Raw genomic sequence first — 26,237 nt, 5'->3', positions numbered from 1 at the left:
TCGTTTAACCGTAAACCAGCGCCGCGAGCAGCATCGCGATCGTGGAGAGGAACCCGCCGAACCAGATGACCGACCGCCACGGCGTCCAGCCGAAGGCGTAGGCCGGAACGTAAAGAATCCGGGCGATGAGATAGACCCAGGCGCAGGTGGCGGTGAACCCGCCCGCGGCGCCGCCAAGCGTCACCGTGACAACGGCGATGGTGAAAAGGATCAGCCCCTCGAAATGATTGTCCATCGCCCGCTTCATCCGCCCCGCCACGCCAGAAAGCGCAAGCGGCTCGTCGCGCGGCCCGGCGGTTTTCTCGGGGCCGAGCTGCATGTTGGCGGGAACACCCATCAGGAAGTACTGGGCGACCTGCACGAGGCCGGCGAGGGTGAGGACGGTGAGTTCGGGGGTCATCTCTCGGCCATTCTTCTGAAAATCAGAACACCGTGATCTCTCACCGCAGGGCCAACGCGCTCATCTGTCTCGAACGAGACAACTTCTACATGCAACTTCGGCCAAGAACCGATCGCCTCTTGGAGCGCGCCCACCCAAACATGCGACCTGTCGATCCAATCACAGACCGCTTCGTCGTCAATCAGTTCCAGCGCGACATCCAGATCGCTCGCTGACAGCGCAGTCCCTTTGACACGCGAACCATAAACCCACGCTCGATGAATAAGCGGATTATCTTTGATCGCCGGAGCAAGGGCGCGCATCCAAGTATCCAAATCTTTGCCGCTCACAAATCCATCAGGAGCCTACGCGGATCCTCCAGCGCGTCCTTCACCCGCACAAGAAATGTCACCGCCTCTTTCCCGTCCACAATGCGGTGATCGTAGGAGAGCGCGAGATACATCATCGGCCGGGCGACGATCTCGCCGCCGACCACCATCGGCCGGTCCATGATCTTGTGCATGCCGAGGATGCCGGATTGCGGCGGGTTGAGGATCGGCGAGGACATCAGCGAGCCGTAGACGCCGCCATTCGAGATGGTGAACGTGCCGCCCTGCATGTCGGCCATCGAGAGCTTGCCGTCGCGGGCGCGGACGCCGAGATCGTTGATGGTCTTCTCGATCTCGGCGAAGCTCATCTCATGCGCGTTCCTGAGCACCGGCACAACGAGGCCGCTCGGTGTGCCGACCGCGACGCCCATATGGACGAAGTTCTTGTAGACGATGTCGGTCCCGTCAATCTCGGCGTTGACCGTGGGAACCTCGTTCAACGCATGGACGCAGGCTTTCGTGAAGAAGGACATGAAGCCGAGCTTCACGCCGTGCTTCTTCTGGAACTCGTCCTTGTATTCGTTCCTGAGTCCCATGATCGCGCTCATGTCCACCTCGTTGTAGGTGGTCAGCATCGCGGCGGTGTTCTGCGCGTCCTTCAACCGGCGGGCGATGGTCTGGCGCAGGCGCGTCATGCGGACGCGCTCCTCCCGCTCCGCGTCCTCGGCCGGGACAGGGGCGCGCGGCGCGGCGGCGGCCACAGGCGCCGGCGCGGCGGTCGCAGCGACCGGCGCCGCCGCGGCGGGAACGCCGCGCGCGGCCTCGGCGAGCACCTCGGACTTGGATTTCACGCCACCGCCAGCGGGCTTGGCCTTGGCGGGCTCCACCGGCTTTGGCTGCTCCTCGGTCTTAAGCGCGGCCTTCTTTTCCTCGGCCCCACCTTCCTCAGTCGCGCTTTCTTCGGCTTTCGGCTCGTCGTTCTTCGCCTTGCTCGCTTCGGCTCCGGCTTCGCCTTCGGTCATCGTGGCGAGCAGCGCGTCGCGCCCGACCGTTTCGCCCTCTTTCGCGACAATCTCGTCGAGCCGCCCTGCGGCGGGCGCCGGGACCTCGACCGAGACCTTGTCGGTTTCCAGTTCGACCAGCGGCTCATCGGCGGCGACCGCATCGCCGGTCTTCTTTAGCCATTTCGCCACCGTCGCCTCGGTCACGCTCTCGCCGAGCGTCGGCACGCGGATTTCAATGCTCATGCGCTATCCCTTCTCAGCCCGTAAGCGCGTCGGCGACGAGCTTTTCCTGTTCATGCTTGTGCTGCGCCGCGAGGCCGGTCGCCGGGGAAGCGGCGGCGTTCCGCCCGGCGTAGCGCGGGCGCGTGTGCTTCGCGCCGATCCGCTCCAGCACCCACTCGATATTCGGTTCCGCGAAGCTCCAGGGCCCCTGGTTCTTCGGCTCCTCCTGGCACCAGATCATTTCCGCCTTTTTGAAGCGGGAGAGCTCCTTCGTGAGGCTGAGCGCCGGGAACGGGTACAGCTGTTCGAGCCGGAGAAGATAAACGTCGTCCAGCCCCTGCTCGTTGCGCGCCTCCAGAAGATCGAAATAGACCTTGCCGGAGCAAAGAACCACGCGCTTGATCCGCTCGTCCTTCTTCAGCGCGACGCCGCCGGAACCCATCTCCGCGTCGTCCCAGAGGATGCGGTGAAAGCTCGAATCCGGCCCCATCTCCCTCAGACTGGAGACGCAGAGCTTGTGTCGCAAAAGGCTCTTCGGGGTGAAGAGGATCAGCGGCTTTCTGAAGTTCCGGTGAAGCTGGCGCCGGAGGATGTGAAAGTAGTTCGAGGGCGTCGTGCAGTTGGCGACGATCCAGTTGTCCTCAGCGGAAAGCTGGAGGAAGCGCTCGATCCGGGCCGAGGAATGCTCCGGCCCCTGGCCTTCGTAACCGTGCGGGAGCAGCATCACGAGACCGGACATGCGAAGCCATTTGCGCTCGCCCGGACAGATGAACTGGTCGATCATGATCTGCGCGCCATTGGCGAAATCGCCGAACTGCGCCTCCCAGAGCGTGAGACCGTTCGGCTCCGCCAGCGTATAGCCGTATTCGAAACCCAGCACCGCGTATTCCGAGAGCATGGAATCGATCACGTCGAATTTCGCCTGGCCTTCGCGGATATGCTGCAGCGGGTAGTACCGTTCCTCGGACTGCTGGTCGATGATGGCGGAATGGCGCTGGGAGAAGGTGCCGCGGGTCACGTCCTGCCCGGAAAGCCGGACAGGAAACCCCTCGAGCTGCAGCGTTCCGAAGGCCAGCGCCTCCGCCGTCGCCCAGTCGATCCCCTCGCCGGAAGAGATCATCCTGGCTTTCGCGTCCATGATCCGCTGAACAGTCCGGTGCGCGTTGAAGCCCTCGGGGACACGGGAAAGCGCCTCGCCAACCTCTTTCAGCATCTCCATCGGCACGCCGGTGACGCCGCGTTGGTATTCCTCCTGCCCCGCACCGAGATGTTTCCAGCGTCCGTCGAGCCAGTCGGCCTTGTTCGGGCGGTACACCTTTCCCGCCTCGAACTCCTCGTTGAGTCGCGACTGGAACGCCGCCTTCATCTGGTCGACATCGCCCTCGGCGATCAGATCGTCCGCGACCAGGGCTTCCGAGTAGAGCTGGAGCGTGGTCTTGTGCTTCTTGATCTGCCGATACATCTCCGGCTGGGTGAACATCGGCTCGTCACCCTCGTTATGGCCGAAGCGGCGATAACAGAACATGTCGATGACCACGTCCTTGTGGAACTTCTGACGGAACTCCGTCGCGACGCGGGCGGCGTGAACCACCGCCTCCGGATCGTCTCCGTTCACATGGAAGATCGGCGCCTCGACCATCAACGCGATGTCGGTCGGATAGGGCGAGGAGCGGGAATTGTGCGGCGCCGTGGTAAAACCGATCTGATTGTTGACGACGAGGTGGATCGTGCCGCCGGTACGATGCCCCTTGAGACCGGACAGCCCGAAACACTCGGCGACAACGCCCTGACCGGCGAAGGCCGCATCGCCATGGAGCAGGACCGGCAGCACCCTTGTGCGCTCGTTATCCTCCAGCTGCTCCTGCTTGGCGCGGGCCTTTCCGATCACGACCGGATTGACCGCCTCCAGATGGCTCGGGTTGGCCGTGAGGCTGAGGTGGACGATGTTGCCGTCGAACTCCCGGTCGGAGGAGGCGCCGAGATGATATTTCACGTCGCCGGAGCCCTCGACGTCGTTCGGCTTGAAACTGCCACCCTGAAACTCGTTGAAGATCGCGCGGTAGGGCTTGCCCATGACATTGGCCAGCACCGAAAGACGGCCGCGATGCGGCATCCCGATAATGATGTCTTCGACGCCCAGTGCGCCGCCCCGTTTGATGATCTGCTCCATCGCCGGGATCAGCGCCTCGCCACCGTCGAGGCCGAACCGTTTGGTGCCAAGATACTTGACGCCAAGGAACTTCTCGAAACCCTCGGCCTCCACCAGTTTTTGCAGAATCGCGCGACGGCCGTTCTGGGTGAAGGCGATCTCCTTGCCGTAGCCCTCGATCCGCTCTTTCAGCCAGCCGGCCTGCTCACCGTCTGAAATATGCATGTACTGCAATGCGAACGTGCCGCAGTAGGTCCGGTGAACGATCGCCACGATCTCGCGGATCGACGCCATCTCGAGGCCGAGGACATTGTCGATGAAGATCGGACGGTCCATGTCGCCCTGCGCGAACCCATAGGTCGCGGGGTCGAGTTCCGGGTGCCGGACCGGGGGCGTCAGGTTCAGAGGGTCGAGATTGGCGGCGAGGTGACCGCGTATCCGGTAAGCGCGGATCAGCATCAGCGCACGGAGACTGTCGAGCACCGCCTGACGAAGCTGAGCCTCGTTCAGCGCCGCGCCTCTGGCCTGCGCCTTGGCGGCGAGCTTGTCGCCGATCTCCTTCGCCGTCGGCTCCGACGGCCATTGCCCATCGAGCGCCGCGACGAGCTCGCCCCCGGGCGTCGGCGGCCAGTCGGCCCGCGCCCAGGAGGGGCCGCGCGCCTCCGTCTCCGCAGCGCCCGCTTCGTCGCCCAGCGAGCGGAAAAAAGCCGCCCAGTCGTCGTCCACCGCCGCCGGATCGCTGGCGTAGCGGGCGTAGAGTTGTTCGACGTAATGGGCGTTATGGCCCTGAAGGAACGAAGAGTTCTGAAAAAGCTCGTTAGCGCTCTGTTCGGTCATAACGCATCCTCGCCCGATTTCGGTTTCCCGTTAGCGTTTCATGGCCTTCAACACCGCTTCGCCAAGCCCCGCAGGACTGTCGGAGACGGTGATCCCGGCCGATTTCATCGCTTCGATCTTGTCCTCGGCGCCGCCTTTCCCGCCGGAGATGATCGCCCCGGCATGGCCCATCCGGCGCCCCGGCGGCGCGGTGCGTCCGGCGATGAAGCCCGCCATCGGCTTCTTCACCTTCGACGATTTCACCAGAGCCGCGGCGTCTTCCTCCGCGGACCCGCCGATCTCGCCGATCATGATGATGCTCTCTGTCTCGTCATCGGCGAGCAGAAGCTCCAGCGCGTCGACGAACTCGAAGCCCTTGATCGGGTCGCCGCCGATGCCGATGCAGGTGGACTGGCCCAGCCCGGCGGCGGTGGTCTGGCCGACAGCCTCATAGGTCAGCGTGCCGGAACGCGAAACGATGCCGACCCGACCGCGCCGGTGGATATGGCCCGGCATGATGCCGATCTTGCAGGCGTCCGGCGTGATGACGCCGGGGCAGTTCGGCCCGATCAGGATCGACCTCGACCCTTCGAGCGCGCGCTTGACCTTCATCATGTCCATCACCGGGATGCCTTCGGTGATGCAGACGATCAGCTCCATCTCGGCGTCGATCGCCTCGAGGATCGCGTCCGCCGCGAAGGGCGGCGGCACGTAGATCGCGGAGGCCGTCGCTCCCGTCGCCTCGCGCGCGCCGACCACGGTATCGAAGACCGGCAGGCCAATATGCGTGGATCCGCCTTTTCCGGGCGTCACCCCGCCGACCATCTTCGTGCCGTAAGCGATCGCTTGCTCGGAATGGAACGTGCCCTGCGAGCCGGTCAGGCCCTGACAGATCACCTTGGTGTTTTCATCGACGAGTACGGCCATGCTCTGTCCTTCAAGAACCGGTTTCCACGGCGATTCCTGCGCCGCGTTCGGTGTTTGTCAGCCTGACGGTCAACGGCCTCGCGCCGTCCACCATCCAGACGTCGCCGCTCCGCGACCACGCCCCCGAAAATTTCCGCTCCAGCGCCGCTTCGATGGTTTCCGCCGTAGCGGGCGCGAACGGGTCGACGATGAAGCAGCTGACCCGGTCGCCGACGGAAAGGAATATCTGGGTGTCGTCCCGGATCAGCTCGAAATCGTGCGACGAGGGCGCCTGATCGTAAGTCCAGTAATGGCGCTCCGCCATGTGGACCGGTATCGAAAGCGGCCACGTATCGATGGCGAAGCAACCTTCGTCGAGCCCCTGATCGACACGCGCCGCGTCAGCCGCGGCCAATCCCGGCGTCAGCGCCAGAATAAAGAAGAAACCCCGCATCGTCCTTCCCTCCCCGTCAAAACGCCCCGCAGGGCGCCGCGCTCTTAACCTCTCACCGCCTTCACGATTTTCTCCGCCGCATCGCCAAGATCGTCGCCAGATAGGACGTTCAGCCCCGACTTGGCGATAATCTCCTTCCCGAGTTCCACATTCGTCCCTTCGAGCCGGACGACCAGCGGCACCTTCAGACCGACTTCCTTCACCGCGGCGACGACGCCCTCGGCGATCACGTCGCAGCGCATGATGCCGCCGAAGATGTTGACGAGAATGCCTTTCACATGCGGATCGGAGGTGATGATCTTGAACGCCTCCGTGACTTTGTCCTTGGTGGCGCCGCCGCCGACATCGAGGAAATTCGCAGGCTCCGAGCCGTAGAGCTTGATGATGTCCATCGTCGCCATCGCAAGACCGGCGCCGTTGACCATGCAGCCGATCTCGCCGTCGAGGGCGATGTAATTGAGATCGAACTTGGAAGCCTGAAGCTCCTTCGCGTCCTCCTCGGATTCATCGCGAAGCGCCATGATCTCCGGATGCCGGTAGAGCGCGTTGGAATCGAAGTTCATCTTCGCATCGAGGCAATGGACGTCCCCCGCCTTGTTCACGATCAGCGGGTTGATCTCCAGGAGCGAACAGTCCTTCTCGGTGAAGAGCTGGTAGAGCTGACCAATCAGCTTGACGCATTGCTTGACCGCCTTCCCTTCGAGACCAAGCGCGAAGGCGACACGGCGGCCGTGAAAGGGCTGGATGCCGGAGGCGGGATCGACGGAGAATGTCAGGATCTTCTCCGGCGTTTCCGCCGCGACCTTTTCGATGTCCATACCGCCTTCGGTGGAGACGATGAAGGAAACGCGTGAGGTTTCCCGATCCACGAGCAGCGCGAGGTAGAGTTCCCGGTCGATGTCCGAGCCGTCCTCGATATAGACGCGGTTGACCTCTTTTCCCGCCGGTCCGGTCTGGTGCGTCACGAGCGTGCGACCGAGCATCTTCTCGGCTTCGTCGGCGGCTTCGCCGACCGATTTCGTTATGCGGACGCCGCCTTTGTCACCGGCGCTCGCTTCCTTGAATTTGCCCTTGCCGCGTCCACCGGCGTGGATCTGCGCCTTCACGACCCAGATCGGGCCGTCCATCCCGCCGGCGGCCGTTTTGGCCTCTTCCGCCCGGGTCACGATGCGGCCGTCGGAAACCGGCGCGCCGTATTCCTTGAGAAGCTGCTTCGCCTGATATTCGTGGATGTTCATCGCGAGGTTCCGCTCCCAGATCGGCGACCCGCGCGGGGTCTGCTTCGGGCGGCGTCGGGCGCGTCCCGGGCCGCAGGCCACGAATAGGTCCCCACCACGCCGACCGCAATGCAAAATGGCCGGCTTTTCTCACAAACTACCCGAATGGGTGGTTTTTAGGCGTTGGCCGCTCAGCCGCGGAGGGATTCGCCGCGCCAGACCACAACTTCGCCTGAACTGACATTCGCGATCGAAATTCGCCAGATCTTTTCCCGAACCCGCACGATCTCAGCCGCGCGAAAAACATCTGTCCAAACCGCGGGGGCGGTGTTTGGCGTCGGCGTCCAGGCGGGGTTCGGCGCATCCACCCCCCCGGCGATCTCCCAAAAAATGAGACGGCGCGCCCTGGCGAGGCGCGCCGTCTCCCTTCGATTCCGCAGGCGTCTTCAGGCGAGCGAGCCGTCGATTTCCTTGCAGGCGGCGACCAGACCCTTCACCGCTTTCACGGAATTGTCGAACATCGTCTGCTCGTCCTTGTCGAACTTGATCTCGATCACCTTCTCGACGCCGCTTGCGCCGATCACCGTCGGCACGCCGACATAGAACCCGTCGAGCCCATAGGCGCCTTCGACATGCGCGGCGCAGGGCAGGACGCGCTTCTGGTCCTTCAGATACGCTTCGGCCATCTCGATCGCGGACGCCGCCGGGGCGTAGAACGCGGAGCCGGTCTTGAGCAGGCCGACGATCTCGGCGCCGCCATCCCGCGTGCGCTGGATGATGGTGTCGAGCTTGTCCTGTGTGGTCCAGCCCATCTTCACCAGATCAGGGAGCGGAATGCCGCCGACGGTGGAGTACCGGGCCAGTGGCACCATCGTGTCGCCGTGGCCGCCGAGCACGAACGCGTTCACGTCCTTGACGGAAACCTTGAACTCCTCGGCGAGGAAATAGCGAAAGCGCGCCGAATCGAGCACGCCCGCCATGCCGCAGACCATGTTCTTCGGCAGGCCGGAAAACTCCCGCAGCGCCCAGACCATCGCGTCGAGCGGATTGGTGATGCAGATCACGAAGGCGTTGGGCGCATGTTCGGCGATTCCCTCGCCGACGGCCTTCATCACCTTCAGATTGATGCCGAGCAAATCGTCGCGGCTCATGCCGGGTTTGCGCGGCACGCCGGCGGTGACGATGCAGACGTCCGCGCCGGCGAGGTCGGCGTAATCGGTCGTGCCGGCGAAAGCGGCGTCGAATCCGTCGACCGGGCTCGACTCCGCGATGTCGAGCGCTTTCCCTTGCGGCGTGCCGTCGGCGATATCGAAGAGGACGACGTCGCCCAGCTCTTTCAGCCCGGCGAGATGGGCGAGCGTGCCGCCGATCTGGCCGGCGCCGATCAACGCGATCTTGGGTCGTGACATGGGGGGCGCCTTTCATTGGCTCGTTGAAGGTCGCGAGGGTGGATACTCCTTGCCCGCCACGCTCGCAAGTGCGAAGGAATCTTCATGCCGGAGGCTGATCTTTCCCTATGGGCCGCAGCGGTGGCCGCAGTTCTGCTATCCGGAATCTCCAAGGGCGGATTCGGCGGCGGGCTCGGCTTCGTCGCGACGCCGCTTCTCGCGCTCGCCGTGCCGCCGGCGACGGCGGCGGCGATCATGCTGCCGATCCTGATCATGATCGACCAGGTCGGCGTGGCGACTTATTGGCGAAAATGGTCATGGGGAGCGGTATGGCCGGCGCTGATCGCGGCGGCGTTCGGCATCGGGCTCGGCGTTCTCGCCTTTGGCGCCGTCTCGCCGAATCTGCTGCGACTCGGCCTCGGAGCGATCGCAATCATCTTCCTCGTCTTCCAGTTGGCGCAAAAACTGGGCTGGACGCCCGAAGTTGCGGGCCCCAGGGGGCCGCGGGCGACGCTCTGGGGGGCTGTGGCCGGCTTCACTTCGACGATCAGCCACGCCGGCGGGCCGCCGATCACCATCTATCTCCTGGCCGAACGGCTGGAGAAGACAGCCTATCAGGCCTCCAGCGTGCTCATCTTCTGGGCGGTGAACCTGATGAAGCTCGGCCCCTACGCCGCGCTCGGCGTTCTCGACCTCTCATCGCTTTCGATGTCGCTGACCCTCGCGCCCGCGGCGGTGGCCGGCGTCGTTCTGGGCGTCTGGGCGCACAAGCGCGTGCCGGAACGGATCTACTTTCGGGGCGTAGCGGTCCTGCTGGGACTCACCGGGATGAGGTTGCTCTGGGACGGCGCTCTCGGGATTCTCGGTTAGGCGCGAATAACGCGCCGCCCGCGCCCTGATGGACAGGCGCCAACTGAAACGACTTTGACGATCTGCGTCCCGATCGCGTTCTTCCTGCGACAAGCGCGATCGCGTTCTCCGGCCGACGACCACTTGCGAATTGAACGGCTTTCGAATTCGCCCTATCCCGCGACTGCGAACCAAAAAGGAGAGCCCATGCCCGTCAGCGCCCGCCCCCGCCGCTCCGTGCTCTATATTCCGGGATGCCGCGCTCGCGCATTGGAGAAGGCGCGCCGCCTCGCCGCCGACGCGCTTATTTTCGATCTCGAAGACGCGGCTCCGCCGGAAGAGAAGGAAAACGCGCGCACCCTCGTCGCCGACGCGGTGAGCGAGGGCGGCTACGGCGCGCGCGAGCTTATCGTCAGGATCAACGGACTCGACACCGAATGGGGAGCGGCCGATCTCGCGACCGCGGCGGTGGCCGGGCCCGACGCGATCCTCATCCCGAAGGTCGAGAGCCCGGAGATGATCGCGGCGGTCGCCGCCGGCATGAGCGCGGCCCCGGCGAAAACTGCGATCTGGGCAATGATGGAGACGCCGAGAGGCGTCCTCTCGGCGGCCGCCATCGCCGCTTCACATCCACGCCTGGTCTGCCTGGTGATGGGAACGAACGATCTGGTGAAGGAATTGCGCGCCACCCATGTCCCAGGGCGCGCGCCGGTCGCGGCGGCGCTCGGGCACTGCCTGCTGGCGGCGCGGGCGGAGGGGCTGGTGGCGATCGACGGGGTCTGCAACGCCTTTCGCGACGAGACGCTGCTTCGCGAAGAATGCGAGGCGGGGCGAGCGATGGGGTTCGACGGCAAGACGCTGATCCACCCGGGGCAGATCGCCATCGCCAATGAGGTGTTCGGCCCATCTGCGGAGGCGCTTGCCGAAGCGAAGGAACAGCTCGCGGCCTATGAGGCGACTGTCGCGAAGGGCGGCGGCGTCGCCGTCGTCAACGGCCGTATCGTCGAAAACCTGCATGTCGAGACCGCGCGCCGGCTGCTCGCGGAGGCCGAAGCGATCCGGCGGCTTGAAGACGGCGCGAACTGACGCCATGCTTCGCCATCTGGAGGGGAACGGATCATGTTGACGCTCGCGCTCGGATTTTCGCTGTGGTCAGCGACGCATTTCCTGCCCTCGGCGCTGCCCGGTCTGCGCGAATGGCTGATCGACGCGATCGGGCCGCAAGCCTATCGCGGCGCGTTCTCGCTGATCGTCGCGCTTTCTCTCGTGCTCATCGTCTGGGGCTTTCGCGCCGCGCCTTTCATTCCGGTCTACGATCCGCCTGCGTGGGGCATCCATGTCAACAACGTCCTGATGCTTTTCGCCGTCTATCTGTTCGGCGTCGGCGGCGCGAAAGGGTGGCTGGCGACGAAAATACGGCATCCGATGCTGACCGGGGCGCTGGTCTGGTCGGCGGCGCACCTTCTCGCGAACGGCGATCAGGCGTCGATCCTGCTCTTCGGCGGCATGGCGCTCTGGGCTATCGGCATGATCTGGATGATCAACCGGCGGGTCGGCGCCTGGGCGCCGCGAAAGTCCGCCGGAACGGCGGCGGAAATCCGGCTGGTCCTGATCACCATCCTGATCTACGCCGTGATCGCCTTCACGCATGGCTGGCTCCTCGGGGTCAGGCCGTTTCCGGGATAATCCGATGCTCGCATATCGATTGCTGACCGAGGACGACACATCCGCCTTCTGCCACAAGGTCACGGCCGCGCTCGCCGCCGGCTGGTCGCTGCAGGGCCAGCCGGTCTACGCCTTCGACGCGGCGCGCGGCGTCATGCGCTGCGGTCAGGCGGTGGTGAAGGAGGTGGAGGGCGAATACGACCCTTCGATGAAGCTCGGCGCGCTCTAACCGGGGGCGCTTGCCCGCGCCGCGCGAACCGCTATCTTCGCGCCCGCAACAGCGGAGAGCATCGAATGACCAAGACCAGCAGCGGCAATTTCTTCGAGGATTTCCGCCTCGGTCAGGTCATCCGGCACGCCGCGCCGCGCACGGTGACCCTTGGCGACCGCGCGCTTTACGGCGCGCTCTATCCCAGCCGTTTCGCGCTCTCGTCCTCCGACATCTTCGCCGAAAGCTGCGGCCTCTCTCCCGCACCGGTCGAGGAGCTGGTCGGCTTTCACATCGCCTTCGGCAAGACCGTGCCGGACATCTCGCTGAACGCCGTCGCGAATCTCGGCTACGCCGAATGCCGCTTCCACCGCCCGGTGGCTCCCGGAGACACGATCAGCGCATCATCCAGGGTCATCGGCCTGAAGGAGAACTCGAACGGAAAGACCGGCATCGTCTGGGTCCGTTCGACCGCGACGAACCAGCGCGCCGAGACGATCATCGACTGGGCGCGCTGGGTGATGGTGCGAAAGAACCGGATCGGCGCCGAAGCGCCCGCGACGACGGTCCCGAAACTGGCGGAGGCGGTGGCGCCCGCCAATCTGATCGTTCCGCCGGGACTCGATTTCACCGGCTACGATTTCGATGCCTCGGGCGAACGGCATTGCTGGGGGGATTACGCGATCGGCGAGAAGATCGACCATGTCGATGGCGTCACGCTGGAGGAAGCCGAGCACATGATGGCGACCCGGCTCTGGCAAAACACCGCCAAGGTCCACTTCAATGTCGAGGCCCGCGGCGACGAGGCGCGACTGGTCTATGGCGGACACATCATCAGCCTCGCGCGCGCGCTGTCTTTCAACGGCCTCGCCAATGTCGCTCCGATCGCGGCGATCAACGCCGGCGCGCACGCCGCCCCGGCCCATGCCGGCGACACCGTCTACGCGTGGTCGGAAGTTCTCGACAAGGCGGAGACGGCGGCGCCCGGCATCGGCGCGCTCCGACTGCGACTGGTGGCCACAAAAGGGCGGGACGACGGGCTGACGCTGAGGAGCGAGGACGGACGCTACGCGCCCGGCGTCCTCCTCGATCTTGACTACTGGGCCTTCTGCCCACTCTGAAGCGCGGTGGCGGTGATCGCTAATAGCCGCGCTGCTCACGGAAATTGTGTCAGCGCCTTTGCGCCGGAGATGAATATCTGTATCGTTCGGCCCAGCCGCATCTCTGGCGGAGTCTCGCGCCGAGGCGGGGACGGGATCTAGGGGGAGCCGACATGGCGAGCACGACCGGGGGCAAACGCCCGCTTTCACCGCATCTGACGATCTACCGACCTCAGATCACTTCGATCCTTTCAATCTTTCATCGCGCCGCCGGCTGTTTCATGGCGCTTTCGATGGCGCTGGTGGTCTGGTGGTTCCTGGCGGCCGCGAGCGGCCCGGATTATTTCGCCTTCATCGACGGGCTGCTGACGAGTTGGATCGGCGCGCTGATCATGCTCGGCTCGGCTGCGGCGTTTTTCTACCATCTTTGCAACGGCATCAGACACATGTGGTGGGACATCGGCAACGGCTTCGAACTGAACCAGGCGACGCGCTCCGGAATCGCCGTTCTGATCGGCGCCGGCGCGTTGACCCTCATCATTCTCTTCGTAGCGCTGTGAGGACGCAATGAGCTATCTGACCGACCGCGCCCGCGCCACCGGCCTCGGCTCCGCCAAGGACGGGACCGGGCATTTCTGGAGCCAGCGTATCACGGCCATCGCGCTCGTCCCGCTCGGGCTCCTGTTCGTCTTTCCTTTCGCGATCGCGCTTGGCGACGGTTACGAAGCCGTGCGCGCGCTATACGGCGCGCCCTATCACGCCATCGTCGCCGGACTTTTCATCGTCGTCGCGTTCAATCACCTGCGCCTCGGGATCCAGGTGGTGGTCGAGGATTATGTTCATGGCGGCGCACGCACGGTCATTCTCGTGCTGAACACGCTCTTTTGCGCGCTTTTCGCGTTTGGCGGGCTCTTCGCCGTCGCCAGGATCGCATTCGCGGGTTGAAGCAATGTGGGGCGCCCGGCGGCCCCGCGACCGAATTGAGGGGACCTGACCCATGGCCGCATATGAATTCACCGATCACGAATACGATGTCGTCGTCGTGGGCGCCGGCGGCGCCGGACTGCGCGCGACGCTCGGCATGGCGGAGCAGGGCTTGCGGACGGCCTGCGTCACTAAGGTGTTCCCAACCCGCTCCCACACCGTCGCGGCGCAGGGCGGCATCGCCGCGAGCCTTCAGAACATGGGGCCTGACCACTGGCAGTGGCATCTCTACGATACAGTGAAAGGCTCCGACTGGCTCGGCGACACGGACGCGATGGAGTATCTGGCGCGCGAGGCGCCGAAGGCGGTTTACGAACTGGAGCATTACGGCGTCCCGTTCTCGCGGACCGAGGATGGACGAATCTATCAGCGCCCGTTCGGCGGCCACATGACCGAGTTCGGAGAAGGCCCGCCGGTGCAGCGCACCTGCGCCGCCGCCGACCGGACGGGGCACGCGATCCTTCACACGCTCTACGGCCAGAGTCTGAAGAACAACGCCGAGTTCTATATCGAATATTTTGCTCTCGATCTCATCAAGACCGAGGACGGCGCGATCCAGGGCGTCATCGCCTGGAAGCTGGACGACGGCACGCTCCACCGCTTCAACGCCAAGCTGGTGGTGATGGCGACCGGCGGCTATGGCCGCGCCTTCTTCTCCGCCACGTCGGCCCATACCTGCACTGGCGACGGCGGCGGCATGGTCGCGCGCCAGGGGCTGCCGCTCCAAGACATGGAGTTCGTGCAGTTCCACCCGACCGGAATCTACGGCTCCGGCTGCCTGATCACCGAGGGCGCGCGCGGAGAGGGCGGTTATCTCGTCAATTCCGAGGGCGAGCGGTTCATGGAGCGCTATGCGCCGTCAGCCAAGGACCTCGCCAGCCGCGATGTCGTCTCGCGCTGCATGACCATCGAGATCCGCGAGGGGCGCGGCGTCGGCGAGAACAAGGATCACATCCATCTCTACCTGAACCATTTGCCGCCGGAGACGCTGCACGAGCGGCTGCCCGGCATCTCGGAGAGCGCGCGCATCTTCGCCGGGGTCGATGTGAACAAGGAGCCGATCCCCGTGCTTCCGACCGTTCACTACAACATGGGCGGCATTCCGACGAATTACTTCGGTGAGGCGCTGAACCCCACGGCGGACGACCCCGACGCGATCCAGCCCGGACTGATGGCGGTCGGCGAGGCGGGCTGCGCCTCGGTGCACGGCGCCAACCGGCTCGGCTCCAACTCGCTGATCGATCTCGTGGTCTTTGGTCGGGCCGCCGCGATCAGGGCGGGTGAGTTTGTCGATCCGACCACAGCCAACCAACCTCTCAACGAGAAATCCGTGGATGAGGCGATGGCGAGGTTCGACGCCGCGCGCCACGCCAACGGCGCCATCCCGACAGCTGATCTGCGACTGAAGATGCAGCGCGCGATGCAGCGGGACGCCGCCGTCTTCCGCACCTCGAAAACCTTGAAGGAGGGATGCGAGGCGATGATGGAGGTCTATGGCGAACTCTCCGACATCAAGGTCTCCGACCAGACGATGATCTGGAACACCGACTTGATGGAAACGCTGGAGCTGATGAACCTCGCGCCCAACGCGATGGCGACCGTATTCGGCGCCGAAGCGCGGCATGAAAGCCGCGGCGCCCACGCGCGTGAGGATTTCCCCGATCGCGACGACGTGAACTGGCGCAAGCACACGCTGGCGCTGGTCGACGAGAAGACCGGCCAGGTCGATCTCAGTTACAGGCCGGTCCATGTCGACCCGTTGACGACCGAGGCCGAGGGCGGAATCGACATGAAGAAAATCGCGCCCAAGGCGCGTGTCTACTGAGGAAGGGGCGAACAGATGGCTGAATTCGCGCTACCCAAGAATTCGAAGATCACCAAGGGCAAGACCTGGCCGAAGCCCGAGGGCGCGAGCAATGTCAGGGCCTTCAAGATCTATCGCTGGAACGAGGAATCGGGCGAATTGCCCCGCATCGACACCTATTTCGTCGATATGGACAAATGCGGGCCGATGGTCCTCGACGCCCTGATCAAGATCAAGAACGAGATCGATCCGACGCTCTCCTTCCGGCGTTCCTGCCGCGAGGGCATCTGCGGCTCCTGCGCGATGAATATCGACGGGATCAACACGCTCGCCTGCATCTACGGGCTGGATGAAGTGAAGGGCGACGTGAAGATCTATCCCCTCCCTCATATGGAGGTGGTCAAGGATCTGATCCCCGATCTGACGCATTTCTACGCCCAGCACGCCGCGATCATGCCGTGGCTGGAGACGACGACGAACAGACCGCAAAAGGAATGGCGCCAGTCCATCGAGGACCGGAAGAAGCTGGACGGGCTATATGAGTGCGTGATGTGCGCCTCCTGCTCCACCTCCTGCCCCTCCTACTGGTGGAACGGCGACCGCTATCTCGGCCCGGCGGCCCTCCTCCACGCCTATCGATGGCTGATCGACAGCCGCGACGAGGCGACGGGCGAACGGCTGGACTTCCTTGAGGACCCGTTCCGCCTCTACCGTTGCCACACGATCATGAACTGCACCAAGACCTGCCCGAAGAACCTGAACCCGGCCAAGGCGATCGCGGAGATCAAGAAGATGATGGTCGAGCGGAAGATGTGAGGCCGGCCGTCATGACGGCGTGATCAGGCCGCCCTCCGGGGCGGCTTTCTGCTTGGCGCGGACATGTTCGCGCCAGAAAGCGAAAACCCCGGCGCCGATGACGATCCCGCCCCCCGCGATGGTCCAGGGGGAAATGATTTCGCCGAAGATCATCACCCCCATCATCGAGGAAAAGACGTTCTGGAGATAGGCGAATGGCTGGATGGCGGAGGCCTCCGCCGCTTCGAACGCCTTGATCAGCAGATAATGGCCGAACATGCCGGTGCAGCAGAGCGTCGCCATCATCAGCATCTCGAACGGGGTCATCGTCGACCAGAACCAGGGGCCGATCAGCGTCATCACCAGCGCCCCGAAAATGCCCGTATAGTAGAAACTGGTCATCGCCGCATCGGTGCGCGCGGCGCGACGCGTCGCCAGACCGTAGGCCGCAAACATCACCATGCCGAGAATCGCGACGCTCATCTCGAACGTGATCGGCTCGGAGCCCGGCCGGATAATCAGCATCATCCCGAGAAAGCCGAGACCGATCGCCGCCCAGCGCCGCCAGCCGACCCTCTCGCCCAGAAGCGGCCCGGAGAGCGCGACGACGAGCAGCGGGCCGAAGGCGAAGATCGCATGGGTCCGCGCAAGGCCGAGAACGTGGAAAGCCAGGATCGCGACGCAGATCTCCAGCGCCAGCACCACGCCGCGAAAGACCTGTAGCGCCGGCTGGCCGCTCTTGAGCCCTGTCCTGAACCCTGTGCGCCAGAGCAGGATCAGGCAGACCCCGCCGAAGGCCCAATACCGCCACATGGTGATGAATATCGGCGAATGCTCGGCCGCCAGCGCCTTCGACAGCCCGTCCTGCAGCGCGAAGATCACGGTCGTCGCGAGCATGAAGAGAACGCCGCGAAGATTGCTGTTGTCGGATGAGCCCATCGGCGGCCTATGTCGTGTTATCGTTGCATCGGCAACTGCGAATATCGCAGGGCGGCTACCCGCCGCGCACTATTCAGCGGCCGGTGTAAAAGCGGTTCCATGTCGGGCTGATCAACACCTCGTTGAGGCAGACATGCATCGGCGCTTCGGCGATGAATCGCACCGTCTCGCCCAGGTCTTCGGCCTTCAGCATTTTCGCCATGTCCGCCTCGGAAGGCGGCTGGGGGCGCGACTGAAGGATCGGCGTCACCACTTCGCCCGGCATCAGCGCCGTGCAGCGAATGCCGTGCTCACCCTCCTCGGCGTTGATCGCCTGCGCCATCGCGACGACGCCGTGTTTCGAGGCGCTGTAGGCCGGCCCGGTCAGTTTCGAGACATGCCGTCCGGCCCAGGAGGAGGTCAGGATCAGCGTGCCGCCGCCGGCCCTGCGCATATGCGGCAGGACAGCGATGACGCCATACATCACGCCGTTCACGTTGACGTCCATCACGCGGGCGAAATCTTCGGCCGAGACCTCGGCCACGGCACGGTCGCGCACATTCACGCCGGCATTGGCGAAATGTATGTCGATGCCGCCCCGGCGCGCGGCGATTCCGTCGGCGGTCGCCTTCATCGCGGCGGCGTCCACGACGTCGAGCGGCGCCGCCTCGGCCGAGCCGCCAGCCGCCTGGATTTCCGCCGTCACCCGCTGCACCTCGGCCGCGCGACGGCCGGATAGCGCGACATGCGCGCCCGAAGCCGCCAGCGCCTTCGCCGCCGCCTCGCCGATCCCGCCGCCGCCGCCGGTGATCCAGGCGGTTTTTCCTTCGAGCTTACCCATGCTTTCGCCTCCCGCTACGCCGCGACAGCTTGCCTCCGCGTCGGTGCGGCCTCAAGGGCGGCGGACATGAAAAAGGCCCCGTCTCCGGGGCCTTGATCAATACTCGTAAAGTGGCCTGCGGATCAGCCGGCGGCCTCTTCCTTCTTGATCTCCTTGCCGGTCTCCTGGTCGACGACCTTCATCGAAAGCCGGACCTTGCCGCGATCGTCGAAGCCCATCAGCTTGACCCAGACTTCCTGGCCTTCCTTCACCAGCTCCTTCGGATTGGAGCCACGCTCATAGGACATCTGGCTGACATGGACGAGCCCGTCGCGCTTGCCGAAGAAGTTCACGAAGGCGCCGAAGTCCATGATCTTGACGACCTTGCCCCTGTAGATGCGACCTTCCTCGGGCTCGGCGACGATGGAATTGATCAACTCGCGCGCCTTCTCGATGCAGGCGGCGTCGGGCGAGGCGAGCTTGATGATCCCCTCGTCGTTGATGTCGACCTTTGCGCCCGATTCCTCGACGATGGAGCGGATCACCTTGCCGCCCGAGCCGATCACTTCGCGGATCTTGTCCGGGTTGATCTGCATCGTCTCGATACGCGGGGCGTGGGCCGAAAACTCCTGCCGGCCGGCGGAGAGCGCCTTCGCCATCTCGCCGAGAATATGCGCGCGGCCGTCCTTCGCCTGGGCGAGAGCGGTGCGCATGATCTCCTCGGTGATGCCGGCGACCTTGATGTCCATCTGCAAGGAGGTGACGCCGGCCGAGGTGCCCGCGACCTTGAAATCCATGTCGCCAAGGTGATCCTCGTCGCCAAGAATATCCGTCAGCACCGCGTACTGGCCGTCATCCTGCAGGATAAGACCCATCGCGACACCCGCGACCGGCGCCTTCAGCGGAACGCCCGCATCCATCATCGAGAGCGAGGCGCCGCAGACGCTCGCCATCGAGGATGAGCCGTTCGATTCGGTGATCTCCGAGACGATGCGGATCGTATAGGGGAAATCCGTCGGCGCCGGCAGAACCGCCTGCAGGGCACGCCAAGCAAGCTTGCCGTGCCCGATCTCGCGCCGGCCCGGGCCCATCACACGCCCCGCTTCGCCGACCGAATAGGGCGGGAAGTTGTAATGCAGCATGAAGGGGGAGCGATACATGCCCTCGAGCGCGTCGATCATCTGCTCATCATCGCCGGTGCCGAGCGTGGTGACGACCAGCGCCTGCGTCTCACCACGGGTGAAGAGCGCCGAACCGTGGGTCCGGTTGAGAACGCCGACCTCGGAAACGATCGGACGGACGGTGACCAGGTCGCGCCCGTCGATCCGCTTGCCTGTCTTGACGATGTCGCCGCGGACGACCTCGGCCTCAAGCTCCTTGAAGAGGCTCTTGGCGGCGATTTCCGCCTCCTCTTCCGTCAGGCCGCCTTTGATCGTTTCGCGCGCGGCGGCGATCGCCGCCTGACGCTCCTGCTTGTCGGTGATCGCGAAGGCTTCGCGCATCGCCGTCTCGCCGAGCGATTTGACCTTGGTGTAGAGTTCGGAATTGTCTGGGGGCTGGAAGTCGAAAGGCTCCTTCGCGCATTCCTCGGCCATCTCGATGATCATGTCGATCACCGGCTGCATGGCGTTATGACCGAAGGTCACGGCGCCCAGCATCTCGTCCTCGGAAAGCTCGGCCGCCTCGGATTCGACCATCATCACCGCAGCCTTGGTGCCGGCGAGGACCATGTTGAGCCGGCTTTCCTTCACCTCATCCTGTTTCGGGTTGAGGAGATACTCGCCATTGGCGTTGAAGCCGACGCGAACGCAGCCGATCGGACCGCGGAACGGGCAGCCGGAGATCGTCAGCGCAGCGGAGGCGGCGATCATCGCGACGATGTCGGGATCGTTTTCCAGATCATGGCTGAGCACGGTGCAGATCACCTGCGTCTCATGCTTGAAACCCGGAACGAAGAGCGGGCGGATCGGCCGGTCGATCAGACGGGAGGTCAGCGTCTCCTTCTCCGTCGGGCGCGCCTCACGCTTGAAGAAGCCGCCGGGGATCTTGCCCGCAGCGTAGTATTTTTCCTGATAGTGAACGGTCAGCGGGAAGAAATCGAAGCCGACCTTCGGCTTCTTCTCGAAAACAACGGCGGCGAGAACCGAAGTCTCGCCGAGGGTGGCGACGACGGCGCCGTCAGCCTGACGGGCGATCTTGCCCGTTTCCAGCGTCAGCGTTTCGCCTGCCCACTCGATAGATTTGGTGGTGATATCAAACATGCGTATCCCTTTCGGACGGTCGGCGCCCCCTTGGGCGCGTTCCGCGTTGCGGCCCCTCATTGGGCCATGGCTCCTCAAATGCGATTGCGCGGCGCCCGGAGCCGGGGGCGGCGCGCTTTGAACGTTTCCCGGCTTCGCCGTCCCATCCAAGGGGCGTTCGGGCGCGGGGGCCATAATCGGATATGAAAACGCGCGCCGGAAACGGCGCGCGCATTCATTCCACGCCTAGCGGCGAATGCCGAGTCGCTTGATGAGGTCGCGGTAGCGGGCCTCGTCCTTCGACCGGGCGTAATCCAGCAGCTTGCGGCGCTGGCTGACCATTTTCAGCAGGCCGCGACGGCTGTGATTGTCCTTCTTGTGGGTCCGGAAATGCTCTGTCAGCGTCGTGATCCGATCGGTCAGGATCGCGACCTGCACCTCAGGCGAACCGGTGTCGCCTTCCTTGATGGCGTATTCCTTGATGAGCGCGGCTTTGCGCTCGGGCGTGATCGACATCGTATATCTCCTTCAGAGAGGCCCCCCGGGGGGCGATGGACCGGTTCCGCCCGGCCGCCGCCGGGATGTCGTCCAGCGGGGTCGAAGCGGTCGGCTTCGGAAGCGCGGCTTATGGCGCCTTTCGCGATGGAAGAAAAGGGGGCCGCTCAGCGCTCCGCCGCTTCCAGACCGGCGCGTCGGGTTCGACGGACATGGAGGAAGATGATCAGCGCGAAAGGGAGCGACGGAAAGATGAACCAAGGGTTCGCGATGCCGGTGAAGAGAAGATTGATGCAGAAGAACACGGCGATCATCGCCGCCGATCTGCGCACCTTCTTCGGCTGCGCCAGCACCCAGGCGAGGATGCGGTCGGCGCGCCGGCCAGTCTTCGAGAAGAGATCCTCGTCCGACAACCGTATCTTCTCGGACGGTGCGTCCGGTTCATCCGCATTCCGCCCGGCCATGCGGACGGTGTAGCTTCGGACCGGCTCGGCGATGTTCTTGACCGTCTGTTCGCCGATGAAGTCGAACCCGACCACGAGTTGCTTATGCGCGAAATCATGCACCGCTCCGGAGACGACGACGCCGCCGGGTTCCGCCATTTCCTGCAGGCGCGCGGCGACGTTCACGCCGTCTCCATAGAGATCGTCGCCATCGATCATTACGTCGCCGAGATTGACGCCGATGCGGAATTGCATCCTCCGGGGCGACTCCAGCCCGGCATTTTCGAGGGCGACCGCATCCTGTATCTCGACGGCGCAGCGCACCGCCTCCACCACGCTCTGAAACTCGGCGATGACCGCGTCGCCCCAGGTGTTCACCTGCCTGCCGTCATGGCGCGCGAAAAGCTCACCCATCATATCACGATGACGGCGGAGCCGGGTGAAAGCCTCGGCCTCATCGGCCTCCATATGCGCGCCGAAGCGCACGCCGTCAGCGCAAAGGATGGTGGTGAGCTTGCGTTTCAAAAGCCGATCCCGCGTTCCCAACATGGAAAGAATAGGGTTTCCTGGCCGCAGTTCCAAGATACGCCGCTCCGGGAGGCCGGTCCCGCCCGCGCAATGTCAGGCGAAACGGAACACCCGCCTGATGCGCGCGACGCCATTCTCCGCGCCGAGAATCGCGACCGGAGCGCCGGCCAGAGACACCCAATAGGCCGGCGCGTCGAGATAGGGCGCGGCGGCCGTGTCGCCCGCGCCGATCCTCTGGGCGGTGGTCGCATCGACCTCAACGCGGCGGAGACCGGAAAGTCCAGCCGAAACCGGGAGGAGGCGCGCATTTGCGCCAGCGTCGTCCCTGAACGTCTCCAAGTCCGCGAAAGCCGCCGCGCCGTCGAGCGTGAACCCACCAGAGGCGAGCCGGCGAAGCGCGGTCACATGCGCGCAGGTTCCCAGCGATCCACCCAGATCGCGCGCCATCGAACGAACATAGCCGCCCTTGCCGCAGACCATCTCGAAAATGGCGGTATCGGGGTTCGGCGTCTCCAGCAGCGTCAGCCGCTCGACATGGATGGGCCGCGCAGCGAGCGTCACGTCGTCACCGCGTCGAGCGAGGTCATAGGCCCGCGCGCCATCCACCTTGATCGCCGAGAAAATCGGCGGACGCTGCATGATCTCGCCAATGAAGCCGGCGAGAACCGCCTCGATCGCCGCGCGATCCGGCCGCCGGTCCGACCGCTCGCAAATCTCGCCCTCCCGGTCGTCGGTCGTCGTCGCCTCACCCCAACGCGCAGTGAACCGATAGGTCTTGAGTCCATGCTGCGCATAGGGAACGGTTTTCGTGGCCTCGCCGAACGCCACCGCCAGCAGACCGGTCGCGAGCGGATCGAGCGTACCGGCATGGCCGGCCTTCGCCGCATTGAACGCCCACCGCGCGCGGCCGACCACCTGGGTCGAGGTCACGCCCTCGGGCTTGTCGACGATCAGCCAGCCATCGACCGGGGTTCCGCGTTTCCGCCGCGCCATCAGCGGCTCTAGTCCCGGTCCCCGGCGTCGAGGTCGCCCTTCACGCGCGGATCGTCGAGAAGCCGGCGGGTCTCATCGAACTGATCGAACACGCTGTCGAGCCGGAAACGCAGATCCGGCGCGAACTTCAGCTGGGCCTGACGGCCGACGATGCGCCGCAGCTCGCCCTTGGCGCGCGCCAGCGCCTTGATCGTCGCCTGTCCGTTCGCACCGCCGAGCGGCATGACATAGGCGGTGGCGATCTTGAGATCCGGCGACAGTCGCACCTCGCTCACGGTGATCGACGCGCCGTCGAGTTCAGGCTCATGCGTCTCTCCGCGCATCAGCGCCTCCGAGAGCGCCCGCCGCACGACTTCGCCGACCCTGAGTTGACGCTGGGTCGGGCCGGCGCCGCCTTCATGTTCGCGTTTCGCCATTCTGTCACTCCTGAACGCGAAAGAGCGGGCGGGGCCCGCTCTTTCCTTCCGGTCCGGCGGCCCCGATCAGAGGGTGCGCTCGATCGTCTCCGTCTCGAAGATCTCGATCACGTCGCCCTCGCGGATGTCCTCGTAATTCTCGAAGGCCATGCCGCATTCCTGGCTCACCTGGACCTCCTTCACCTCATCCTTGAAGCGCTTGAGCGTCTTCAGCTTGCCGGTGTGGATCACCACGTTGTCGCGCAGAAGCCTGACGCCGGCCGAACGCCGCGCCACGCCTTCGGTGACGATGCAGCCCGCGACCTTGCCGGTTCCGGTGATCTTGAAGACCTCCTTGATCGTCGCGTAGCCGATGAAGGTCTCGCGCACCTCGTCCGAGAGAAGCCCCGACGCCGCCGCTTTGATGTCATCCACAAGATTGTAGATGATCGAATAATAGCGGATCTCGACACCCTTCTGCTGCGCGGATGTCCGGGCGGGCGCATTGGCGCGAACGTTGAAGCCGATGATCGGCGCGCCCGAAGCTTCAGCCAGCGTCACATCGGATTCGGTAATCGCGCCAACGCCGGAATGCAGCACGCGGACCTTCACCTCGTCATTGCCGAGCTTGTCCATGGCCTGCACGATCGCCTCGGCTGAACCCTGCACATCGGACTTGACGACGATCGGCAGTTCGGAGACCGCCTGGTTCGCCTTGGCCTGCGCGAGCAGCTGGTCGAGCGAAGCCCCGGAGCCGATATTCCCCTGCAGCTCGCGCGCCTTCCTCTGCCGGTAGTCGGCGATTTCACGCGCCTCGGTCTCCCCGGAGACGACGTTGAGAACATCGCCCGCCTGCGGCGTGCCGTTGAGGCCGAGCACCTCGACCGGAACCGACGGCCCGGCTTCCTTCACACGATCGCCCTTGTCGTCGATCAGCGCGCGGACCTTGCCCCATTGTTCGCCGACAACGAAAATATCGCCGGTGCGAAGCGTGCCCTTCTGGACAAGGACGGTGGCGACGGGGCCGCGGCCGACATCAAGCTGCGCCTCGACCACCGCGCCCTCTGCCGCCCGATCCGGGTTCGCCTTCAGGTCGAGAAGCTCGGCCTGCAGAAGAATCGCGTCGACCAGCTTGTCGAGCCCGGTTCCCTTTACCGCGGAGACTTCGACGTCGAGCACGTCGCCGGACATCTCTTCGACGATGACGTTGTGCTGAAGAAGATCCGTGCGGACCTTCTTCGGGTCGGCTGCGGGCAGGTCGATCTTGTTGATCGCCACGATGATCGGCACTTCGGCCGCTTTGGCGTGATTGATGGCCTCAACCGTCTGCGGCATCACCGCATCGTCGGCGGCGACCACCAGGACGACGATATCCGTCACATGCGCGCCACGGGCGCGCATCGAGGTGAACGCGGCGTGGCCGGGCGTGTCGAGGAAGGTGATCTTCTGTCCGGATTGGACCTCGATCTGATAGGCGCCGATATGCTGGGTGATTCCACCCGCCTCACCGGCGACGACCGTGGTCTTTCTCAGCGCATCGAGCACCGAGGTCTTGCCGTGGTCGACATGGCCCATCACCGTCACTACGGGCGCGCGCGGCTGCATCGCTTCTTCATCGTCCTCGACAGTGGTGATCGCCGTCTCGACATCCGATTCGGACACGCGATTCACCTTGTGGCCGAACTCCGCGACCAGAAGCTCGGCGGTGTCCGCGTCGATCGACTGGTTCTGCGTCGCCATGATGCCGTTCGCCATCAACGCCTTGATCACGTCGGCCACCCGCTCCGCCATGCGGTTCGCGAGTTCCTGCACGGTGATGATGTCCGGAATGACGACATCGCGCACAACCTTCTCGCGTTCGCCGCCGGAGCCGCCTCCCTTCCGCTTGTCACGCTGCTGGCGCCGCCGCATCGCCGCGAGGCTGCGCTGGCGGCCCTGCTCGTTGTCGCCGGTGGCCTGCGCGATGGTCAGCTTGCCGGAGCGGCGCCGGTCACCGCCGTCGCGCGGCGTGCGCGATGGCGGCGGCTGACGTTTCGCGTCGCCCGCCGGCGCGCCCAGCGAGGTGCGCCGTTTCGGGCCGCGATCGTCCTCCGGCGGCGGGCCGGAAGGATCGAGCGCCGCCGGACCTGACTGGTTCGACTTCGCGTTCGCCGCGGCGGCGCGCGCCCTGGCCGCCTCCTCTTTTTTCTCGCGCTCAATGCGTTCGGCTTCCTCGCGTTCGACGCGGATCGCCTCCTCCTCCTCGCGGCGGCGGGCCTCCTCCAGCTCGGCGCGGCGCGCTTCGCGCTCCTCCTCGCGGCGGCGGGCCTCCTCAGCGTCGCGCTCACGGCGCGCGCCCTCATCGGCCTTGGCGGCCTGCAACGCCTTGATGCGGCGTTCGTACTCTTCCTTGGAGAGCGACTTGAGCATGGCCGGCTTTTCGCCCCTCCCCCGCGCGCCGCCGCGCCTCTGCTCGGGCGCCCGGCCAGCAGGAGCCGCGGGCCTGCGGGCGGGGGCTGGCGCGGGCTTCGCCGGGCGCGCTGGCGCTTTCGCGACTGGCGGCGGCGTCTCCGCCGGCTTCGCTTCAGCCGGCTTGTCGGCGGCCGGTTCCGGCGCGGCGGGCTTGGCTTCCACCGGCTTCACTTCCTCCGGAGCCTTTGCGGCGGGCTCCGGGGCGGCGGGTTTCTGCGGCTCGGTCTTAGGGGTCGGCGCCGGAGGCGCCTCGGCCTTCGCCTTCTCAGCGGTCGCGGGCGCCGACGGTTTCGTCGCGGCCTCCGGCGCCGTCGGTTTTGGAGCGGGCGCCGGGGCCGGCATGGGGGCCGGTTTCGGAGCAGGCGCGGCTTTCGGTTTCGCCGGCGCTTCGCTAACCGGCGGCGCGGGCGGCGCCGGCGGCGGGGCGACCGGTTTCGGAACGATCGGCTTCACGCCGCCGCCCTGGCCAGGTACGACCATCCGCTTGCGCTTTTTCTCGACGACCACCGATTTCGTCCGGCCATGGCTGAAGCTCTGCCGCACACGGCTCGTCTCCGTGCCGCCGCCCCTCAGGCTGATCGTCCTGCCGCCCTTGCCGCTGTCGTCTTCGTTGTCGCTCATCAGACATCCATATCGCTGGGCGGGGCACTCCCCGCCCGTTTCATCTCGTATCGATCATGCCCGC

At 65.1% G+C, this 26,237-nt stretch carries 25 protein-coding genes; 9 read left to right on the top strand and 16 right to left on the bottom strand.

The window, feature by feature from the left end; translation table 11 throughout:
* Positions 1–4: 4 nt before the first annotated feature.
* The 8 genes from G5B40_RS16165 to mdh form a co-directional block, all read right to left on the bottom strand.
* On the bottom strand, positions 5–400 hold the full coding sequence (locus G5B40_RS16165; RefSeq protein ID WP_165100648.1) for an MAPEG family protein: 396 nt from the start codon (positions 398–400) through the stop codon (positions 5–7).
* Entirely contained in the window at positions 397–729 is a 333-nt protein-coding gene (locus G5B40_RS16160; RefSeq protein WP_165100646.1) for a nucleotidyltransferase family protein, read from the bottom strand. The genes G5B40_RS16165 and G5B40_RS16160 overlap by 4 nt, the downstream gene beginning before the upstream one ends.
* Positions 726–1,955, bottom strand: coding sequence for a 2-oxoglutarate dehydrogenase complex dihydrolipoyllysine-residue succinyltransferase (odhB, locus tag G5B40_RS16155; RefSeq protein WP_165100643.1), 1,230 nt, complete (start codon positions 1,953–1,955; stop codon positions 726–728). Before odhB ends, G5B40_RS16160 begins: the two co-directional genes overlap by 4 nt.
* 13 nt (positions 1,956–1,968) lie before the next feature.
* Entirely contained in the window at positions 1,969–4,920 is a 2,952-nt protein-coding gene (locus G5B40_RS16150; RefSeq protein ID WP_165100640.1) for a 2-oxoglutarate dehydrogenase E1 component, read from the bottom strand.
* Between the two features lie 30 nt (positions 4,921–4,950).
* Positions 4,951–5,826: a succinate--CoA ligase subunit alpha gene (gene sucD, locus G5B40_RS16145; RefSeq protein WP_165100637.1), complete on the bottom strand. Its 876-nt coding sequence runs from the start codon at positions 5,824–5,826 to the stop codon at positions 4,951–4,953.
* Positions 5,827–5,836: 10 nt separating this feature from the next.
* Positions 5,837–6,259 carry a hypothetical protein gene (locus G5B40_RS16140; protein WP_165100634.1) on the bottom strand — a complete coding sequence of 141 codons (423 nt, stop codon included), beginning with the start codon at positions 6,257–6,259 and terminating at the stop codon, positions 5,837–5,839.
* A 44-nt stretch (positions 6,260–6,303) separates the two neighbouring features.
* Positions 6,304–7,497, bottom strand: coding sequence for an ADP-forming succinate--CoA ligase subunit beta (sucC, locus tag G5B40_RS16135; protein WP_165100632.1), 1,194 nt, complete (start codon positions 7,495–7,497; stop codon positions 6,304–6,306).
* Between the two features lie 425 nt (positions 7,498–7,922).
* The gene (gene mdh / locus G5B40_RS16130) at positions 7,923–8,885 is read right to left on the bottom strand and encodes a malate dehydrogenase (RefSeq protein WP_165100629.1); all 963 of its coding nucleotides are present in this window, start codon (positions 8,883–8,885) and stop codon (positions 7,923–7,925) included.
* Positions 8,886–8,969: 84 nt separating this feature from the next.
* Between mdh and G5B40_RS16125 the strand changes: the two genes are divergently transcribed.
* The 9 genes from G5B40_RS16125 (at position 8,970) to G5B40_RS16085 (ending at position 16,290) form a co-directional block, all read left to right on the top strand.
* Positions 8,970–9,734 (top strand): sulfite exporter TauE/SafE family protein, encoded by a 765-nt coding sequence (locus G5B40_RS16125; protein WP_165100626.1) that lies wholly within the window; start codon positions 8,970–8,972, stop codon positions 9,732–9,734.
* Positions 9,735–9,920: 186 nt separating this feature from the next.
* Entirely contained in the window at positions 9,921–10,799 is an 879-nt protein-coding gene (locus G5B40_RS16120) for an HpcH/HpaI aldolase/citrate lyase family protein (RefSeq protein ID WP_165100622.1), read from the top strand.
* 33 nt (positions 10,800–10,832) lie between these two features.
* Positions 10,833–11,399 carry an NnrU family protein gene (locus tag G5B40_RS16115; protein WP_165100619.1) on the top strand — a complete coding sequence of 189 codons (567 nt, stop codon included), beginning with the start codon at positions 10,833–10,835 and terminating at the stop codon, positions 11,397–11,399.
* Positions 11,400–11,403: 4 nt separating this feature from the next.
* The gene (locus G5B40_RS16110) at positions 11,404–11,607 is read left to right on the top strand and encodes a DUF1737 domain-containing protein (RefSeq protein WP_165100616.1); all 204 of its coding nucleotides are present in this window, start codon (positions 11,404–11,406) and stop codon (positions 11,605–11,607) included.
* A 65-nt stretch (positions 11,608–11,672) separates the two neighbouring features.
* A complete protein-coding gene (locus tag G5B40_RS16105) occupies positions 11,673–12,707 on the top strand; it encodes a MaoC family dehydratase (protein WP_165100613.1) in 1,035 nt (344 codons plus the stop codon).
* Between the two features lie 152 nt (positions 12,708–12,859).
* The gene (gene sdhC, locus G5B40_RS16100; RefSeq protein WP_165100610.1) at positions 12,860–13,246 is read left to right on the top strand and encodes a succinate dehydrogenase, cytochrome b556 subunit; all 387 of its coding nucleotides are present in this window, start codon (positions 12,860–12,862) and stop codon (positions 13,244–13,246) included.
* A gap of 7 nt (positions 13,247–13,253) precedes the next feature.
* Positions 13,254–13,631 carry a succinate dehydrogenase, hydrophobic membrane anchor protein gene (gene sdhD, locus G5B40_RS16095; RefSeq protein WP_165100607.1) on the top strand — a complete coding sequence of 126 codons (378 nt, stop codon included), beginning with the start codon at positions 13,254–13,256 and terminating at the stop codon, positions 13,629–13,631.
* Between the two features lie 52 nt (positions 13,632–13,683).
* Positions 13,684–15,495: a succinate dehydrogenase flavoprotein subunit gene (gene sdhA, locus G5B40_RS16090; protein WP_165100604.1), complete on the top strand. Its 1,812-nt coding sequence runs from the start codon at positions 13,684–13,686 to the stop codon at positions 15,493–15,495.
* 15 nt (positions 15,496–15,510) lie between these two features.
* Positions 15,511–16,290: a succinate dehydrogenase iron-sulfur subunit gene (locus G5B40_RS16085; protein ID WP_165100601.1), complete on the top strand. Its 780-nt coding sequence runs from the start codon at positions 15,511–15,513 to the stop codon at positions 16,288–16,290.
* A 9-nt stretch (positions 16,291–16,299) separates the two neighbouring features.
* Here G5B40_RS16085 and G5B40_RS16080 read toward each other — a convergent pair whose 3' ends face one another.
* The 8 genes from G5B40_RS16080 to infB all read right to left on the bottom strand — a co-directional run bounded on the left by G5B40_RS16080 (position 16,300) and on the right by infB (position 26,173).
* Positions 16,300–17,208, bottom strand: a complete 909-nt coding sequence (locus tag G5B40_RS16080) for a DMT family transporter (RefSeq protein ID WP_165100600.1) — start codon at positions 17,206–17,208, stop codon at positions 16,300–16,302.
* Between the two features lie 73 nt (positions 17,209–17,281).
* Positions 17,282–18,028 carry an SDR family oxidoreductase gene (locus G5B40_RS16075; RefSeq protein ID WP_165100597.1) on the bottom strand — a complete coding sequence of 249 codons (747 nt, stop codon included), beginning with the start codon at positions 18,026–18,028 and terminating at the stop codon, positions 17,282–17,284.
* A 122-nt stretch (positions 18,029–18,150) separates the two neighbouring features.
* Positions 18,151–20,268: a polyribonucleotide nucleotidyltransferase gene (pnp, locus tag G5B40_RS16070; RefSeq protein WP_165100595.1), complete on the bottom strand. Its 2,118-nt coding sequence runs from the start codon at positions 20,266–20,268 to the stop codon at positions 18,151–18,153.
* Between the two features lie 225 nt (positions 20,269–20,493).
* Complete coding sequence (gene rpsO / locus G5B40_RS16065) at positions 20,494–20,763, bottom strand: 30S ribosomal protein S15 (protein ID WP_165100591.1); 270 nt, start codon at positions 20,761–20,763, stop codon at positions 20,494–20,496.
* Positions 20,764–20,909: 146 nt separating this feature from the next.
* The gene (locus G5B40_RS16060) at positions 20,910–21,710 is read right to left on the bottom strand and encodes an adenylate/guanylate cyclase domain-containing protein (protein WP_211907355.1); all 801 of its coding nucleotides are present in this window, start codon (positions 21,708–21,710) and stop codon (positions 20,910–20,912) included.
* Positions 21,711–21,806: 96 nt separating this feature from the next.
* A complete protein-coding gene (truB, locus tag G5B40_RS16055; protein WP_165100585.1) occupies positions 21,807–22,706 on the bottom strand; it encodes a tRNA pseudouridine(55) synthase TruB in 900 nt (299 codons plus the stop codon).
* A gap of 8 nt (positions 22,707–22,714) precedes the next feature.
* Positions 22,715–23,122, bottom strand: coding sequence for a 30S ribosome-binding factor RbfA (gene rbfA, locus G5B40_RS16050; protein ID WP_165100581.1), 408 nt, complete (start codon positions 23,120–23,122; stop codon positions 22,715–22,717).
* 66 nt (positions 23,123–23,188) lie between these two features.
* Positions 23,189–26,173, bottom strand: a complete 2,985-nt coding sequence (gene infB / locus G5B40_RS16045) for a translation initiation factor IF-2 (RefSeq protein ID WP_165100578.1) — start codon at positions 26,171–26,173, stop codon at positions 23,189–23,191.
* Positions 26,174–26,237 lie beyond the last annotated feature (64 nt).

Source organism: Pikeienuella piscinae (genome assembly GCF_011044155.1).
GTDB lineage: Bacteria > Pseudomonadota > Alphaproteobacteria > Rhodobacterales > Rhodobacteraceae > Pikeienuella > Pikeienuella piscinae.
The sequence above is the reverse complement of the archived record's forward strand: the minus strand, read 5'-3'. Positions and strand labels throughout refer to the sequence as shown.